Raw genomic sequence first — 16486 nt, forward strand, 5'->3', positions numbered from 1 at the left:
GGCGCTCAGCCCGCCTCGTTCAGCGCCGCGAAGCTCGTCCCGTCCTTCGCCATGCGTGCGAGCAATGGCGGCACCGTCCAGAATTGCGGGTCTACCTTGGCATATTCCTCGATCCGCCGCACCAGTTCCGCCGCCCCGATGGTATCGGCATGGAACATCGGGCCGCCCAGATGGCGCGGGAAGCCATAGCCGAACAGGAACACCGCATCGATATCGACGGGGCGGCGGGCAATGCCCTCCTCCAGCACCCGCGCGCCCTCGGCGATCATCGCGGTCAGGTAGCGGTCGCGGACCTCCTGATCGGTCAGCGCGCGCGGCGTGGCCTTCGCCTCGGCCCGGGCCGCGTCGATCAGCGCCGGCAGCTCGGGATTGGGTACCGGCGTTTCGCCCGCATGGTCGTAATAGCCGCGCCCGGTCTTTCGCCCGAGCCAGCCCTTGTCATAGAGTTTGTCGGCCAGCGTCGAATAGCGTTCATCCGCCGGGCGGGTCGCATCGTGGCGGCGGCGGCTGGCCCAGGCAATGTCGAGCCCGGCCAGGTCGCCCATCTCGAAGGGTCCCATCGCCATGCCGAAGGCGCGGATCGCGCGGTCGACCTGTTCGGGCGTGGCGCCATCAAGCACGAGGTTCTCGGCGGCGCGGCGATAGGCCGACAGGATGCGGTTGCCGATGAACCCGTCGCAGACCCCGGCGCGCACGCCAATCTTGCCCAATCGTTTCGCCAGCGCAAACCCGGTGGCCACCACATCGGGCGCGGTCTTGTCGGCAACCACGATCTCGAGAAGCCGCATGACATGGGCAGGCGAGAAGAAATGCAGCCCGATCACATCCTGCGGCCGGCTTGTCGCGGCGGCGATCTGGTTCAGGTCGAGGTACGAGGTATTGGTCGCCAGCACCGCGCCGGGCTTGGCGATGCCGTCGAGCCGGGCGAAGATGGCGGTCTTGACCTCCATCTTCTCGAACACCGCCTCGATGATCAGGTCCGCGCCGGCCAGCGCGTTCAGGTCCGAGGCGCCGGTCAGCGCGGCGCGGGTGGCACGCACCCGATCCGCCGTCAGCTTGCCGCGCTTCACCGCGCCGTCGAGATTGCGCCCGATGGTCGCCAGCCCGCGTTCCAGCGCATCCTCGGTCTGTTCGCTGAGCACCACCTGCAACCCGGCCAGCAGGCAGGCGGTGGCGATGCCGCTGCCCATGGTGCCGCCACCGATGACGCCGATCCGCTCGATCGGGCGGGGCTTGGCGTCCTGTTCAGGGAATTTCGCCACCGCGCGCTCGGCGAAGAAAGCATGGACCAGTGCGGCGCGCTGCGGGTCCTCCAGCGATTCCAAGAACAGCCGCCGTTCCTCCTTCTGGCCCTCGGCGATGGGGCGGGTACTGGCGGCGATGGCCTCGATGATCCGGCCCGGTGCGTGAAGCTGCGGCGAGCTTTTGGCGACGGTCTCGCGCGCCGCCTGCAGCACGGCGGGCAGCGGGGTGACGGTCAGCGCGTCGGTGCGGCGGGTGGCCAGCTTGCCCGAGGCGATGCGACGGGCGGCGTGCAGGGCGACCATGCGCGGATCGGTCTGATCGGTGATCTCGTCCAGCAGCCCGAGGCTCAGCGCCTTCTCGGCCGGGATGGGTTTCCCCGACAGCGCCAGATGCAGCGCCGCCGCCATGCCCATCAGCCGCGGTGCGCGCTGCGTACCGCCGGCGCCGGGCAGAAGGCCCAGGTTGACCTCGGGCAGGCCCAGTTTCGCGCCGGGCAGGCCGATGCGCGCCTGGCAGGCCATGGCGATCTCGCAGCCGCCGCCAAGCGCCGTGCCTTGAATCACGGCGACGATCGGCACGCGGCTCTCGGCCAGCGCGTCGCAGGTCTCGGGCAGGCTCGGCGGCACAAAGGGCTTGCCGAACTCCCGGATATCGGCCCCGGCGACGAAGGTGCGACCGGCACAGTAGAGCGCGGCAGCGCGGATGCCCGGATCGGCGTCCAGCGCCGCGACGGCCTTGACCAGCCCCTCCCGCACCGGCTGACCCGCAGCGTTCACCGGCGGGTTGTCGATGCGGATCAGGGCGACCTCGCCCTCGCGTTCCAGCGTCACCGCTGCGCTCATCGCCTCCATACCCCTGAACCTCCTGCGTCTTGTTCGTGCGCAGGTTAGGCAGCGCGGCGGGAAATGGTCAAGGTTCCGGGCGGTTATTCTGCGGTATCGACGCGCAGCGAGGACAGAACCTGCCGCTGATGTTCGGGGAAAGGCACCGGGCGGCGGCTTTCGCCATCGACGCAGACCAGCACGAAACGTGCCTGCGCGCTTTCCTCGTCCTCGTCGGCGCGGAAGAGGCCCAGTTCCAGCACCAGCGAGCTGCTTCCCATCTGCGCCAGCCGCAGCCCGATGGTCACCGGGTCGGGATAGGCGATCTGGCGGAAATAGGCGCAGCCATTTTCGACCACCACGGCCAGCGGCTCGCCGCCATCGGGGCGCAGCATGCCGCGCGGCAACATCCAGTTGTTCATCGCGCTGTCGAAGAGTTCCAGATAGGCGACGTTATAGACATGCCCGTACTGGTCATTGTCGTTCCAGCGGGTCTGGATCACCTCGAAGGCAGCATAATCGCGGCGCTGGCGCGGGACGGGACGGTTGGTCATGCCGGGCCTCCTGCGCGGGCCGGGGCATCGCCGGGCTGCTGCGTCTGATGCAGCACGAAAAGCCGCAGCGCGGTGGCCAGCCCCACCTCGGGTGGGCGGGCGTGATCGATGGCGGCGATCAGCGCGGCGCGGGTTTCGCCCCGTGCCTTGGAGATGCGACCAAGCGCGCGCCAGAAGGCCTCTTCCAGCGAGACACTGGTGCGGTGGCCGTCGATGGTGACCGAGCGTTTGACTGGCGGTGTGAGCGGCGGCAGGTCAATCATCGTGCCGGGACGGCTCGGGCGCCTCATCCTGCCGATGCGCGTCCAGCACACGCCCGGCTCGGGCCGCTTCGGCCTGACGCGCCGCGCGCAGGGCCTTGGCCTCGCCGAATTTCGCGGCATTGGCATCGCCCGCCGCGCGCTTGTCGTTGCGGGCGCGGGACTTGCGGACCTGTCGCAGGTTGATCACGGTGCTCATGGTCCGAGGCTACCGTCTTTGAAGAGCCGGGAAAAGCACAATGAAAAAGGCGTGCCACAACCGAGGCGCGCCTTTTGGTCTCTGCTGAAACGAGGATCAGTCCTCGGGGCCGACCATCAGTTCCGGGCGGACGACCCGATCAAAGGTCTGGCCATCGACGAAGCCCAGGTTGATCGCCTCTTCGCGCAACGTGGTGCCGTTCTTGTGCGCGGTCTTGGCGACCTTGGTGGCGTTGTCATAGCCGATGGTCGGCGCCAGCGCCGTCACCAGCATCAGCGATTCCTTCATCAGCTTGTCGATGCGGGCGATATTGGCCTGCGTGCCCGCAACCATGTTGTCGGTGAAGGACCCCGCCGCATCGCCCAGAAGCTGCATCGACTGCAGCACGTTATAGGACATCATCGGGTTATAGACGTTCAGCTCGAAATGGCCCTGCGAACCGGCGATGGTGACGGCGGCGTCATTGCCCATGACATGGGCGCAGACCATGGTCAGCGCCTCGGCCTGGGTCGGGTTCACCTTGCCCGGCATGATCGACGAACCGGGTTCGTTTTCCGGCAGGATCAGCTCGCCCAGGCCCGAGCGCGGGCCGGAACCCAGAAGACGCAGGTCATTGGCGATCTTGAACAGCGAGGCGGCGATGGTCTTCAGCGCGCCCGAAAAGAACACCATGGCGTCATGGGCGGCCAGCGCCTCGAACTTGTTCGGGGCGGTGACGAAGGGCAGGCCGGTGATCGTGGCGATTTCCGCCGCGATGGCCGTGTCCCAGCCCTTCTTGGTGTTCAGCCCGGTGCCGACGGCGGTGCCGCCCTGCGCCAGTTCATAGATCTGCGGCAGCGCGAGCTTCACCCGCTCGATCCCCATGCGGACCTGGTGGGCATAACCCGAGAACTCCTGACCGAGTGTCAGCGGCGTCGCGTCCTGCGTATGGGTGCGGCCGATCTTGATGATGTCCTTGAACTCGTCGCGCTTGGCCTCGAGCGCGGTGGCGAGCTTGTCGAGACCGGGGATCAGCACGTCGCGCGCCATCATGCCGATGGCCACATGCATGGCGGTCGGGAAGGTGTCGTTCGAGGATTGCCCCATATTCACATGGTCGTTCGGATGCACGGGCTTCTTCGAGCCGAGTGTGCCGCCGAGAATCTCGATGGCGCGGTTCGAGATGACCTCGTTCGCGTTCATGTTCGACTGCGTGCCCGAGCCGGTCTGCCAGACCACCAGCGGAAAGTTGTCGTCGAACTTGCCTTCGAACACCTCGGTCGCGGCCTGTTCCATGGCGCCCGCCACGTCATCGGGCAGATGGCCGGTCTTGTGGTTGATCCGTGCCGCCGCCAGCTTGATCGCGCCAAGCGCGCGGATGATCGCGACCGGCTGGCGTTCCCAGCCAATCGGGAAGTTCATGATCGACCGCTGCGTCTGCGCGCCCCAGTATTTGCTGGCATCGACCTCCAGCGGTCCAAAGCTGTCGGTCTCGGTACGGGTCTTGGTCATGGCAGCGCCTCCATCACGATTTGCCGGGTTTCTAGACCCCGCAGCCGGGAATGGCAATCGGTATGCGATGGTATGCTATGATAGGTTGCGGGTGTATCAGTGATCCGACAGCCGGGCCAGCGCCTCGGCCAGCCGGGGAAGCTCGGCCTCGGGCAAGGGCAGGATCGGGCGTTGCGGGTCGCTGTCGGCGCGTCCCAGCAGGCGTGCAGCGGCATGAACCACGCGGATACTGCCGAAGGCGCGGAAGAGATCCCAGAGCGGGGCGAAGTCTGCATCGATGCGGGTGGCGGTGGCGGCATCGCCTGACATGGCGGCACGAACGAGGCGCAGGAAGGGCTGCGGCACAGTGCCGCCGACGACGCTGAAAAATGCATCGCCGCCCGCCAAGAGCGAGGGCAGGGCACCCCAGTCGCCGCTATAGCCGATGGCGAAACCGTCGGGCAGGGCGGCGCGCAGCCGGGCGATCTCGCCCGCGTAATCGCCGTCGGCGGGCAGGGGCATCTTCACCGCCTGAATGCCGGGCAACGCGGCCAGACGTGCCAGCAGCGGCAGCGAGAAGGTGAAATGCGTGGTCGAGGGGTTGTTGTAGATGCAGAGCGGCAGGTCCGAAACCGCGGCGACGGCAGCGAAATGCTGGAAAACCTCTTCCTCGGTCAGCGGGGTATAGCTGACCGGCGCCAAGAGCAGCCCATCCGCACCGGCATCCCGCGCGTGTTCAGCCAGCGCGACCGAGGCATCGGTCCGCAGGGCGCCGATCCCGACGATCACCGGCACGCGCCCGACGACATGGTGGAGCACCAGATCAAGGATGCGCTGGCGCTCGGTCAGCGACAGGTAGGCATAGCTGCCGGTGCTGCCCAGGAGGCCGATGGAGTCGACCCCGGCCTCGATCAGCGGGTCCAGCACGCGGCAAAGCGCGACTGCGTCGACCTGACCGCTGGCATCGGCGGGGGTGATCGGAAAGGCCGACAGGCCGTGAAACAGCGACATGTGGTCCTCGTCTCGGGTGCAGGTTTAATCAGGCGAGCTGGCGCGATCGGCTATTTCCGCCACTTGTCGAGGCTGACCACCTCGCCACCGCCCTTGGGCGCGTCGTCACCGGGGCCGTCATCGTCGTCGTCGTAATCTTCGTCCTCATCCTCGTCGTCATCGCCATCCTGCGTCTCGAAGCGCAGGCCGAATTCGACGGAGGGATCGACAAAGGTGCGCAGCGCGTCGAAGGGGATGCGAAGCGGCTCGGGCGAGTTGCCGAAATTGAGGGTGATGGTAAAGCCATCTTCGTCGACGGTCAGGTTGTCGAACCAGTGCTGGATGACGATGGTCATCTCGTCGGGATAGCGGTCGCGCAGCCAGTCGGCCATCTCGACGCCCTCGTCGCGGGTGTCGAAGGTGATGAAGAAATGATGATCGCCCGGCAGGCCATTGTCACGCACGCCACGCAGGACTTCGGCGATCAGCCCCTGCATCGCGCGGTGCATCAAGTTGCCATAGTCGATCTGCATCCGCGTCATTGCGCCGTCCCTTGTCCCTGTTGGGGCCAGCATAGGCATCTGGTTGGCGATGAAAAGAGGCGTCGCGCAACCACGGCGGTTTATCGGCGAAGCCCTTGGAACGGTTCACAGATCGGCGGGACTGGCCGGCGCGCGATCACGCGGCAGGGCGATCCGGTGTTTCGGGTGCTGGAGGAAAGTGCAGGCTTCTGTTGCCAGGTGCCTGCGAACCCCGCCTTACGCGGCTAGGCGCAAGGGCTTAGTTTTCGGTTACCCGAGCTGCTTACGCAGCCAGAGCGACCGGAGCACGGTTGTCGTTGGCAACTGTACATTTTGCACCGATAACGGTGGTGGCTCACCGGGACAAAGCATAACCCCTTTAGACGTTCGTCGATCCTATTTCGGCCCCTTGGTCCCCCAACGAGGGAATCTGGTGGAGCCGCCGGGTACCGCCCCCGGGTCCGATCCGCTTATTACGAGCGCGTTTATGTCCATAGTCCAGGTTGCCCCGAACAGGTTGAATATAGGGTCAGGCTTCGGAAGGGGCAAGGGCGGTCGGCAGGGCGCATCCTTGGCGCCGCGTGGAACCGGGATCGGACCTGTGGAGATAAAATTCAGTCAGAGCAGGTCCTGCAATCGATGTTACACGGACATCCCGGCCTTATGGATCGTTCTTGGCCCCCCCAATAGATCATAAGGCGGTGATTGCAGGACCCGCATCTGACCACCGCCACAAACTTCGGGCGACCCCTGATGAAAGTGCGGCGGATCCGGAGAACGGGCTTGTCCGAATTGATGGCCCCGTGCTGAGCTGTTCGCGCAGAAAGATACCGGAAGCGGTGTTCAACCCACTGCGCCCGGTCACGTCAACCTTCTGCTCTGACACCTCCTCATCAAGACACCCGGACAAACATAACAAAGGAAATCAGGTCAAATGTCGGCAGGTTGTTCGCCGAAATCATACATCATCAAGCGATATGCCAAGACTACCATCATATTAACGATTTCAGAAACGAATATTCAGCGACCAATCCAAAGGTCGTAGGGCGGGAACTTTCTGTTGACAGAAGGAAAAACGGGGGCCTCTCGGCCCCCGCTTCCTGTTCTGGGATCGGCAGGGTTCAGAACCCGGCCTTGATCTTCTCGAACTCGGCCAGCTGCTTTTCGCGCTGCGCCGGGTCGTTCGGAGTCTGCGCCAGGATCGGTGCATCAACTGCCGACAGGCCCTCGGCCACGGCCGGATCGTCGGCGATGGTTTCCATGCCCTTCAGGTTGGTGTGACCATAGCCGATCGTGTCCAGCAAGCCGCGGGCCGCCTCGGGTGCCAGCCAGGCATTGATGAAGTCATAGAGCTTGTCTTCCGAGCCCGGCCCGTCCTTCAGGTTCACGAAGCCGCAGAAGAAGGTGCTGGAGCCCTCTTTCGGCGCGCGCTGGAAGCCGACCTGGTAATTGTCCTCGCGCAGATAGACGATGCCGTCATTCCACGACCAGGCCACATCCACCGCGCCCGAGGCCATCAGCTGCGCCATCTCGGCCGGGTCGGCCCAATAGGCGGCGACGTTCTGATGGGCCTGGCGCAGCCAGTCGGCGGCGGCGGCGAACTGCTCGTCGGTCACCGCGGTCCAGTCGGTCGTGCCGGTCGCCAGATAGGCCAGCGCCCAGGTATCGTCCGCGCTGTCGGGCAGCGAGATGCGGCCCTGGTATTTCGGGTTGAGGAACACATCCAGCGAGGCGACGTCCTCGACCGGCACCTTCTCGGTGCTATAGGCAACGGCGGTCGCGCCCCAGTCGGTCGGGATGTACCACAGCCCCTGATCGTCCTTGTAAATCGGCGAATCGAGGAATTTCGGGTCCAGGTCGGCCAGCGCCGGGATACGCGATTCGTCCCAGGGCTCGATCAGACCGGCATCGCGGTATTTCGACACCATCTGGCTGCAGGGATGGGCGGTATCTGCCTTGAAGCCCGATGCGAGTTTCTGGAACGCCTCGTCATCGTCGCCATAGAAGGCAAAGGTCGGGCTGTCGCCGTTCTTGTCGATATAGCCCTGAAAGATCGACGGTTCCTCGAAACCCGCCCAGTCAAAGACGGTCAGCTCGGGATCGGCCGCAAATGCCGGGGCAGCCAGCGCGATGGCAGCCACCGTTGTGAAAAGACGCATGGGTCAAGACCTCCTGTTGATGGGGAAAAGCTAGAGCGGGTCGGAAATCGACGCAAGCCGAGACAAGTTTCCGCAACGTCGCGTCAGGGTTGATTGGCCCTACCAACGCCCCGAGGCACCGCCGCCCGAGGAGCGGCCGCCGCCGAAGCCGCCACCACGACCGCCCCGGCTGCTGCGGCGGCTGATCGGCCGTCCCTCGCTGCGCGGGCTGGTCCAGTTGCAGCGCCGGCAGCGGGTCCAGATCACCTGGCTGGCGCGGCCGGTGCCGTCCGAGGGCTGGATGATCTCGGATTCCTGTACCAAGCCCGCGCCGCCGCAACTCGGGCAGGGCTGGCGGCCCAGCTGGAAGCGCTGCCAGGTCTTGCGCAGAATGTTGAACCCGATGAGGCCGAACACGCCGAAGAAGACCACCCGGGACAGCCAGTCCATCAGGTCGGGCCTGTCCACCGGCCCGTCGAATCCCATCCCGGCGGCATGGGGGCGGGCGATGTCGGCGATGATCGCCAGCGTGCCGTCGCGGATGCCGCCCGAGATATCGCCTGCCCGGATCGCCGGCAGCACGGTCTCCTCGATGATCGCCTGCGCTGCGAGATCGGCGGCACCGGGATAGCCTGCACCCAGTTCGACCCGGGCCTCGCGGTCGTCCCGGATTACCAGCAGCATGAAGCCGTCATTGCGCCCGGCCTCGCCCACGCCCCAATCGTTGAAAAGTCGGGTGGCAAAGGCCTCGAGCCCGTCAGACCCGCCATAGCGCGCTCGGTCGGCCAGGGTGACGACGGTGCCCTGCGATCCGGTCTCGCCTTGCAGCGCGATCAGCGCCTGGTCAATGGTCTGCTTGTCCGCGTTGGCCAGAAGCCCGGCGAAGTCGTTGATCGTGGTCGCCGTCCAGTCGGGCAGTTCCTGCGCCGAAACGGGCAGGGCGAGGCACAGCCAGATCAGCGCGGCCCGGATCACCGGAGCAGCATCTCGGGGCCGCCGGCGATCTTGGGATCGATCCGGCCGATCGCCTTCGCATCCTTGCCGGCATAGGGGACCGCGTTCAGGATCGTCTGGATCGCCGCAATCCGCGCCCGGCGCTTGTCGTCCGAGCGGATCACCGTCCAGGGCGCGACCGGCGAATGCGACAGCGACAGCGTGTCGCGGATCGCATCGGTATAGGCGTCCCATTTCGACAGGCCCTCGACATCGATCCAGCTGAGCTTCCATTGCTTCAGCGGGTCCTCGGCCCGATCGACGAAGCGTTTCAGCTGCTCGGCCCGTCCGACGTTCAGCCACAGCTTGACGAGGATCAGCCCGTCATCGACCAGCATCTTCTCGAATTCGGGTAGTTGCCGGAAGAACTGCTCGCGTTGATGTTCGGTCGAGAAACCGAAGACCTTCTCGACCACGCCGCGGTTGTACCAGCTGCGGTCGAAGAGGGCGATTTCCCCGCCCGCTGGCAACTGGTCCACGTAACGCTGGAAATACCATTGCGCGCCCTCGCGCTCGGTGGGCTTGGGCAGGGCGACGATGAAGGCCGAGCGCGGGTTCAGGTTCTCGCGCACGCGCTCGATCGTGCCGCCCTTGCCGGCGGCGTCGCGCCCCTCGAACAGCACCACCAGCCGCTTCTTGGTCTCGATCACGTCGTGCATCATCCGCACCAGCTGCAGCTGTAGCTGCTCCATCTGCGCGTCGTATTCCTTGCCCTTCATCTCGGCGTCATAGGGATAGCCGGGATCGAGGATGTCATCCTTGCCGGCCTTCTCGATGGCCTTGCGGATCTCGGAAGGTGCGCCCTTCTTGAGAAAGGTCAGAATGTCATCGACGAAGGGAATGTCCTGCTTTTTGGCCATCTTGCACCCCACTGGCTTTGCCGGCGGAGTATGCGGCGGCCTGCCCTTGCGGGCAAGCGCCATGGCAGGGGGCGCGATCAGCTGCCGATCTTCGCCATGTCGTATTCGGTGGTCTGGTAGATCTCGTTGATCCAGTTGCCGTAGAGCAGATGCGCATGGCTGCGCCAGCGGTTCGAGGGCGTGCGCGCGGGGTCATCCTCGGGGTAATAGTTCAGCGGCACGTTGATCTCTTTGCCGGCCGCGGCGTCACGGTCGTACTCGTCCTTCAGCGTGGTGCTGTCATATTCCAGATGGTTGAAGATATAGACCGCGCGGTGACCGGGGTCCTCGACGAGGCAGGGGCCGACCTCTTCGCTGGCCAGCAGCGTGGTCAGGGCCGGGCGGGCGTCGATCTGGTCCTGATGCACCTCGGTCCAGCGGCTGACCGGCACCAGCACGTCGTCGGAAAAGCCGCGCAGATAGGGGCTGGCGGGGGCAAGGTTGTGATGGCGGAAGCAGCCGAAGGCCTTATGGTCCAACAGGTGCTTTTCCAGCCCGTGGAAATGCCAGGCCATGGCCATGCCGCCCCAGCAGACGCCCATGGTCGAATGCACGTTGGTTTGCGTCCAGTCGAAGACGCGGCGAAGCTCGTCCCAATAGGTCACATCCTCGAAGGGCAGATGCTCGATCGGGGCGCCGGTGATGATGAGACCGTCGAATTTCTCGCCGCTCGCCGCGACCTCCGAGAAGGGGCGATAGAAGCTTTCCAGGTGATCGGCGGCGGTATTGCGGCTTTCGTGATCCGACATGCGGATCAGCTGAAAGTCGATCTGCAGCGGCGTCGCGCCGATCAGCCGCGCGAACTGGTTCTCGGTCTGGATCTTCTTCGGCATCAGGTTCAGCAGCGCGATGCGGATCGGGCGGATGTCCTGCGTCGCGGCCCGGCCCGGCGACATGACCATCACGCCCTCATCCGAGAGGATGCGGAAGGCGGGAAGGTCGGGCTGCAGGGTAATGGGCATCAGGTCGTCTTTCGGTCGATGGCGGTTGCGATCAGGGTGGTGAAATCGTCGGGGGTGCGGACCTCCATCACCTCTTCGGCGGTGATGGTGACGCCGCGCCGGGCCATGGCCTCATAGCGCGGCTGGCGGTGGGCCAGCGCGCGGGCATAGGTCCAGCGGATGAAATCGTCAGGGTTCACCTGTTCCTCGCGCAGACCCTTTTCGGCGCGGTAGGAAATCCAAGCCTTTTCCAGAAACTCAGGCTGGTAATACATCGGCTTCGGCGCGCGGTCGAAACGGCGCACCAGTTCGGCCGTATGGGCATCGCTGCCCCTGATCCAGACCAGCAGCAACCCGTCTTCCAGCGCCGACAGCACCGGGTCGTCGGGATTGTCGGGATCGACCACCTCGCAGATCGAGCCGCCGCTGTCACAAACGAAATCATTGATCCCGTAGATGTCGCGGGCGCGGCTGACGAAGCGGCGGGTATCCAGAAGCGAGGCGATCTCGGCCTCGCGGTGCTGGTTCTGGCGCAGGCAATATTCCTCGAAGGGCAACCCGCCACGGCTGGGGCTGCCGGGCTTGCCCAGGTAGGTCGAAAGCGGCGCGAGGTTTTCAAACGTGATGTTGGACGAGATGCAGACGCTGTCGGACAGCAGAAGCTCGCGCAGGAAGGGAACCTTCATCGCCTCGCGCTTGAAATTGTCCGAGATGTATTCGCCCATGTAGCGGGTGCCGATCCGGTAATCTACCGAGTAGTGAAACCAGTTCCCCCGGTCGCGCAGCATCGAGGCGAGGAAGGTCTTGCCCAGCCCCGACATGCCGAACAGCACCACCCGCTTCTGCGTGGCGTCGCGCCATTGCTGTCCACTGGCATAGATCATGCGGCACCCCTTGCCCGGCCGGTTGCGGTTCTTGCCCGGGCATAGGTAATGCCCCCTGACGCAAAGGAAAAGGCCCCGCCGGTAAGGGCGGGGCCGATCCGTTGCGCAGGTGCGCAGATCAGAAGGTGAAGCCGACCTTGACGCCGACGCCGACGAGGTCCGCGTCCCGGATATGGGCACGCGCGACATCGCTGGTCTCGGGACTGGCATCGCCCAGCTTGGTGTAGTTGATGCCGGTGGTGATCTTCATGTTGTCGCGGGTGTAGATCGCGGCCAGGGTGATGCCCTTCTTGCCGTTGGTCGGCGCCAGCGGCGAGACCAGGTCGTCACCGCTTTTCTCGAAGCTGAACGAGGCCGAACCCGACCAGTTCTCGTTGAACTTGCGGCCCACACCCAGCGTGTAGGTCGTGGTGTCTTCCAACTCGACCAGCCCGGCGCCGGTGACGCGGACGAAGTTCTCGGGATCGACCAGGAAGCTACTCCAGTCGACCCAGCGGATCGAGCCGAAGACCAGCGTGTCGGCGGCAACGCCGGTCTGGAATTCGAGGTTCCAGGATTTGGGCGTCTTGACCTTGGTGGTCGAGGTGCCGCTCAGCAGCGGGACGGCCGGGATCGGACCGGGGCCATCGGGATCGACCAGCGGACCGGATTCCGTCGTGTCGAACTCGTGCTCGATATCCGAGTTGTAGGTCAGCGAGACACGGGCGGCGATCTCCGGCTTTTCCCAGCTGACGCCGGCGGTCCAGCCCCAGGCGGTGTCGGTGTCCAGATCGACCTCGTAGCCGTTGACCGGACCATAGGCCATGCCCTGCAGCTTCACGTTGCCATCGGCACGGCTGCCGCGCAGACCGGCATGGAAGCCGAAGTTGTTCTCCATGCGATAGCGGACAACGGCGGTGTAGGTGGTCGAGCTCACGTCGACGGCGGTGCCACCGAGGGCAACCGAGCCTTCGCCCGGCGCGGTCGGCGTCGGGTAGAGCAGGTCAGCACCGAAGGGTTGCTCGACGATCAGCGCGGCCGACAGGTTGTCGTTGATCTGACGTTTGTACGCGATGCCGAAGAAATTGTAGCTGTCGGCAATGTCGCCGAAGGACGAGCCGCCGAACAGCGCCTCATCCTGCCCGGTCACCTCGGGCGAGACGTGGCCATAGGACAGCTCGACAAAGTTCGTACCCGGCTCGAACAGCGCGCTCAGCGAATGGGGCGCACGCTCGATGCCGCCGGCCAGAACCGCGGTGGTGCCCAGCAGCAGAGCCGCGGCACTGGTCATCACAAGTTTCATGTTCAATAAGTCCTCCCACACGGTCCGCAGACCCTCTGACATGACGCTACCGTGACTGGGCCGTGAATCAACGTGGTTTGCCCAATGACGCCGCGTATTATCGGCTTGACCTCGCGGCATCGTGGCATTGGCGCAACGCATTCCCCAGCGTTAAGGATTTGTTAACCGGATTGCCGGCTTTTGCAGGCGTTTCGTGCTGATTCTGCAGGGACCCGTCTGCCGCTTGGCGCGCCCGTCGCGCGCGGCGGGTGACAGGCCACCCATGCAACCGCTGCATGGCCCCGCTGCGCGAATAGCATGGAACCGCTCTGGACAAAGCCGGCGCCGCGTGAAAGGGGAAACTGCCAAACGATCCCATGCAAAGGAGTCCCTCCCATGCAGATTCGTGAGGCTTTGACCTTCGATGATGTCCTTCTGGTTCCTGCCGCTTCCGGGGTCATGCCCTCGACGGCCGATGTGACCACGCGCGTCACCCGTTCGATCCGAATGAACATTCCACTTCTCTCCAGCGCCATGGATACGGTGACCGAAAGCCGCATGGCCATCGCCATGGCCCAGGCCGGCGGTATCGGCGTGATCCACCGCAACCTGACCACCGAACAGCAGGCCGACGAGGTTCGCCGGGTGAAGCGGTTCGAAAGCGGCATCGTCTATAATCCGGTCACGCTTCGCGCCGACCAGACCGTGGGCGATGCCCGCGCGCTGCAGGCCCGCTATAACGTCACCGGCTTCCCGGTGGTGGACGAGACGGGCCGCGTCGTCGGCATCGTCACCAACCGCGACATGCGCTTTGCCAGCAGCGACCAGACCCCGGTCAAGGCGGTGATGACCTCGGACAATCTGGCACTGCTGACCGAACCGGCGGATCGCGGCCAGGCCATCGACCTGATGAAACAGCGCCGGATCGAGAAACTGCTGATCACCGACGGGCAGGGTAAGCTTACCGGGCTTCTGACGCTGAAGGATACCGAGCTGTCGGTGCTGAACCCCCTGGCCTGCAAGGACGAGTTGGGCCGGTTGCGCGTCGCTGCCGCCTCGACCGTCGGCAACGAGGGGTTCGAACGCAGCCAGGCGCTGATCGAGGCCGGTGTGGACATGGTCGTCATCGACACGGCCCACGGCCATTCGGATTCGGTCGCCATGGCGGTCGAGCGGGTGAAGAATTTCTCCAACCAGGTGCAGGTTGTGGCCGGGAACGTGGCCACCGCCGAGGCGACCCGCGCGCTGATCGACGCGGGCGCCGACGCGGTGAAGGTGGGCATCGGCCCGGGCTCGATCTGCACCACCCGGATCGTCGCCGGCGTCGGCGTGCCGCAGCTGACCGCGATCATGGACGCCGCCGGTGTGGCGGGGGAAACCCCGGTCATCGCCGATGGCGGCATCAAGTTCTCGGGCGATTTCGCCAAGGCCATTGCCGCTGGCGCCAGCTGCGCCATGGTCGGCAGTGCGATCGCCGGCACCGATGAAAGCCCCGGTGAGGTGATCCTGTATCAAGGCCGCAGCTTCAAATCCTATCGCGGCATGGGCAGCCTCGGTGCGATGGCCCGCGGCTCGGCCGACCGCTATTTCCAGAAGGATGCGGCATCCGACAAGCTGGTGCCGGAAGGCATCGAGGGGCAGGTGCCCTACAAGGGTCCGGCCGCGACGGTGATCCACCAGCTGGTCGGCGGTCTGCGCGCCGCCATGGGCTATACCGGCAATGCCACGGTCGATGAGATGCGCAACGGCTGCCAGTTCGTTCGCATCACCGGGGCAGGGCTGAAGGAAAGCCACGTCCATGACGTGCAGATCACCCGGGAAAGCCCGAACTACCGGCTGGGGTGATTGGCAGTAAAGTGATTTATAATCAGATAACTACCATGATTATCACATTTATGTGAAGTCAACGCAAGAGAGCGCTTGGGCAACTACAGTCAATGAAAGACAGGCTGATGTTGAAGAAGATTGAAGAAAAGCAAGTCATGCTCTCTCAGAGTTAAAGAGAAGGCTTGGCGAATCATCGTAGGAGAATGAGGGCGACCGCAGCCGCCCTCATGTATGCCGATCGGACGATTACCGACGAAGCCATGGTCTCGACCAGCGCCGTCATTTTCCGATCAGCTTCGGCAGCCTTTCTGGCTGCCGAAGCAATGACCGCCGAGCGGCTCGTCCACTTTCTTACCGAGTTCACCAGGTTGTTGTTCAACGACTTCAAGATTAGATTATGAGCAGACAGACGAACCGGACTTGACGCCGAGCGTCGGCGCCGTGCGATCTCGGACGGCGGCAGAGGACGGCCGGTAAATGCGCTGACCGCGATGTTTGCTTCGACTGTCTCACGAACAGATCGGATGCGGCGGGCTTTCTCGATCGCCTGCGCCGCCGGCGGCGCAGGCGATCTGCTTTTCCGCCCCAGGGACAGCAACCGCAGACATGATTGCCTCAGCCGCAGCGTCTGCTCGATCGGCTTCACGTAGCAACTGTCTTTCACACGGTCTGTTTTCAGATAGTCTGTGCCGTCGCGCATCATGGCATTGAGGATGGCGAGGAGCTTTCGGGCGCAGGCGGTGATTGCAACCTTGGTGGGCTTTCCGGCGTTCTGGAGGCGTGTTCGGAAGGCCCTGAAGTTTGGGTCGTAGCGGGAAGCGATGAAGCCTGCGAGGTAGAGCGCGCGGCGGGGGGCCGGCCCTTCCACCCCAGATGTGGCGCTTGCCGCGCGACAGACCCGAGTCGCAGGCATGTGGCGCGAGGCCGGCCAGCGCGGCGATCTGGCGAGCGCCGATCTTCAGTTCATCGAAAGCGAGATCCTGATATCCGCGATCCTGCAGTTTGCGGAGGAATATGAAATGCCGGCGCGGCCGATCCATGACAGCATCATCGTTCCGAAGCGGGGCGAGATCATTGGTCGAAGGTGTCTTTCCGGGGCATTCACCCGAAAGGCGAAGATGGCACCGGTCATCGAGATCAAGGAATAGCTAGGGATGGCTCTCACAGGGTATGGCTATGGGTAGGTGGGTTGATTGATATCAACCGCATTTGGGTAGGAACCCCAAGATGGGCTTAGAGAGATCTTAGGGCATTACTGTGAACATTAAAGGCGGAAAGTGGTCGTTAGCTGCAGCAGCGAGACCGTGCTCGCCCAACGGGGAAGCCGACACTGCCATGCCACCTCGACCGCGGACGGCTTAATCCAAAGGTCGAGGAAGAGATTGTAGTGCGGCGCGATCAGTACCCGTACTTTGTTGATTTCCACCCAGAACTGACCCGGGTTGGCGCGTAATTTCCATTGAGATTTGACCCATGTGACCCT

15 protein-coding genes, 1 other RNA gene and 1 pseudogene are annotated in these 16486 nt (G+C 64.5%); 2 read left to right on the forward strand and 15 right to left on the reverse strand.

The window, feature by feature from the left end:
• Nucleotides 1-5: 5 nt before the first annotated feature.
• The 14 genes from CX676_RS04265 to CX676_RS04330 all read right to left on the reverse strand — a co-directional run bounded on the left by CX676_RS04265 (nt 6) and on the right by CX676_RS04330 (nt 13185).
• On the reverse strand, nt 6-2087 hold the full coding sequence (locus CX676_RS04265; protein WP_232816579.1) for a 3-hydroxyacyl-CoA dehydrogenase NAD-binding domain-containing protein: 2082 nt from the start codon (nt 2085-2087) through the stop codon (nt 6-8).
• Nucleotides 2088-2170: 83 nt separating this feature from the next.
• Complete coding sequence (locus CX676_RS04270; RefSeq protein WP_101751521.1) at nt 2171-2620, reverse strand: acyl-CoA thioesterase; 450 nt, start codon at nt 2618-2620, stop codon at nt 2171-2173.
• Nucleotides 2617-2910 carry a ribbon-helix-helix domain-containing protein gene (locus tag CX676_RS04275; protein WP_408634475.1) on the reverse strand — a complete coding sequence of 98 codons (294 nt, stop codon included), beginning with the start codon at nt 2908-2910 and terminating at the stop codon, nt 2617-2619. Before CX676_RS04275 ends, CX676_RS04270 begins: the two co-directional genes overlap by 4 nt.
• Entirely contained in the window at nt 2876-3079 is a 204-nt protein-coding gene (locus CX676_RS04280; protein ID WP_101751523.1) for a DUF4169 family protein, read from the reverse strand. The genes CX676_RS04275 and CX676_RS04280 overlap by 35 nt, the downstream gene beginning before the upstream one ends.
• Nucleotides 3080-3175: 96 nt before the next feature.
• Nucleotides 3176-4570 carry a class II fumarate hydratase gene (gene fumC, locus CX676_RS04285; RefSeq protein WP_101751524.1) on the reverse strand — a complete coding sequence of 465 codons (1395 nt, stop codon included), beginning with the start codon at nt 4568-4570 and terminating at the stop codon, nt 3176-3178.
• Between the two features lie 96 nt (nt 4571-4666).
• The gene (locus CX676_RS04290) at nt 4667-5560 is read right to left on the reverse strand and encodes a dihydrodipicolinate synthase family protein (protein ID WP_101751525.1); all 894 of its coding nucleotides are present in this window, start codon (nt 5558-5560) and stop codon (nt 4667-4669) included.
• A 50-nt stretch (nt 5561-5610) separates the two neighbouring features.
• Nucleotides 5611-6081 (reverse strand): SspB family protein, encoded by a 471-nt coding sequence (locus CX676_RS04295; RefSeq protein WP_101751526.1) that lies wholly within the window; start codon nt 6079-6081, stop codon nt 5611-5613.
• A gap of 177 nt (nt 6082-6258) precedes the next feature.
• Nucleotides 6259-6613, reverse strand: a transfer-messenger RNA (tmRNA) gene (ssrA, locus tag CX676_RS04300).
• Between the two features lie 568 nt (nt 6614-7181).
• Complete coding sequence (locus tag CX676_RS04305) at nt 7182-8219, reverse strand: ABC transporter substrate-binding protein (RefSeq protein WP_101751527.1); 1038 nt, start codon at nt 8217-8219, stop codon at nt 7182-7184.
• 99 nt (nt 8220-8318) lie between these two features.
• Nucleotides 8319-9173 (reverse strand): TPM domain-containing protein, encoded by an 855-nt coding sequence (locus tag CX676_RS04310; protein ID WP_101751528.1) that lies wholly within the window; start codon nt 9171-9173, stop codon nt 8319-8321.
• Nucleotides 9170-10051, reverse strand: a complete 882-nt coding sequence (gene ppk2, locus CX676_RS04315; RefSeq protein ID WP_101751529.1) for a polyphosphate kinase 2 — start codon at nt 10049-10051, stop codon at nt 9170-9172. The genes CX676_RS04310 and ppk2 overlap by 4 nt, the downstream gene beginning before the upstream one ends.
• A gap of 77 nt (nt 10052-10128) precedes the next feature.
• Entirely contained in the window at nt 10129-11052 is a 924-nt protein-coding gene (locus CX676_RS04320; RefSeq protein WP_101751530.1) for a homoserine O-succinyltransferase, read from the reverse strand.
• Complete coding sequence (locus CX676_RS04325) at nt 11052-11915, reverse strand: ATPase (protein WP_101751531.1); 864 nt, start codon at nt 11913-11915, stop codon at nt 11052-11054. Before CX676_RS04325 ends, CX676_RS04320 begins: the two co-directional genes overlap by 1 nt.
• 118 nt (nt 11916-12033) lie before the next feature.
• Nucleotides 12034-13185 carry an OmpP1/FadL family transporter gene (locus tag CX676_RS04330; protein ID WP_232816580.1) on the reverse strand — a complete coding sequence of 384 codons (1152 nt, stop codon included), beginning with the start codon at nt 13183-13185 and terminating at the stop codon, nt 12034-12036.
• A 387-nt stretch (nt 13186-13572) separates the two neighbouring features.
• Here CX676_RS04330 and guaB point away from each other — a divergent pair, with 387 nt between their 5' ends.
• Entirely contained in the window at nt 13573-15021 is a 1449-nt protein-coding gene (gene guaB / locus CX676_RS04335) for an IMP dehydrogenase (RefSeq protein WP_101751533.1), read from the forward strand.
• 661 nt (nt 15022-15682) lie between these two features.
• Here guaB and CX676_RS22905 read toward each other — a convergent pair.
• Nucleotides 15683-15944, reverse strand: a pseudogene (locus CX676_RS22905) (transposase); the annotation flags it as partial.
• Between CX676_RS22905 and CX676_RS04345 the strand changes: the two are divergent.
• The gene (locus tag CX676_RS04345; protein ID WP_101751535.1) at nt 15915-16151 is read left to right on the forward strand and encodes a hypothetical protein; all 237 of its coding nucleotides are present in this window, start codon (nt 15915-15917) and stop codon (nt 16149-16151) included. The pseudogene CX676_RS22905 and the gene CX676_RS04345 sit on opposite strands and share 30 nt — an antisense overlap.
• Nucleotides 16152-16486 lie beyond the last annotated feature (335 nt).

Origin of the sequence: Paracoccus zhejiangensis (assembly GCF_002847445.1) — a bacterium.
Lineage (GTDB): Bacteria > Pseudomonadota > Alphaproteobacteria > Rhodobacterales > Rhodobacteraceae > Paracoccus > Paracoccus zhejiangensis.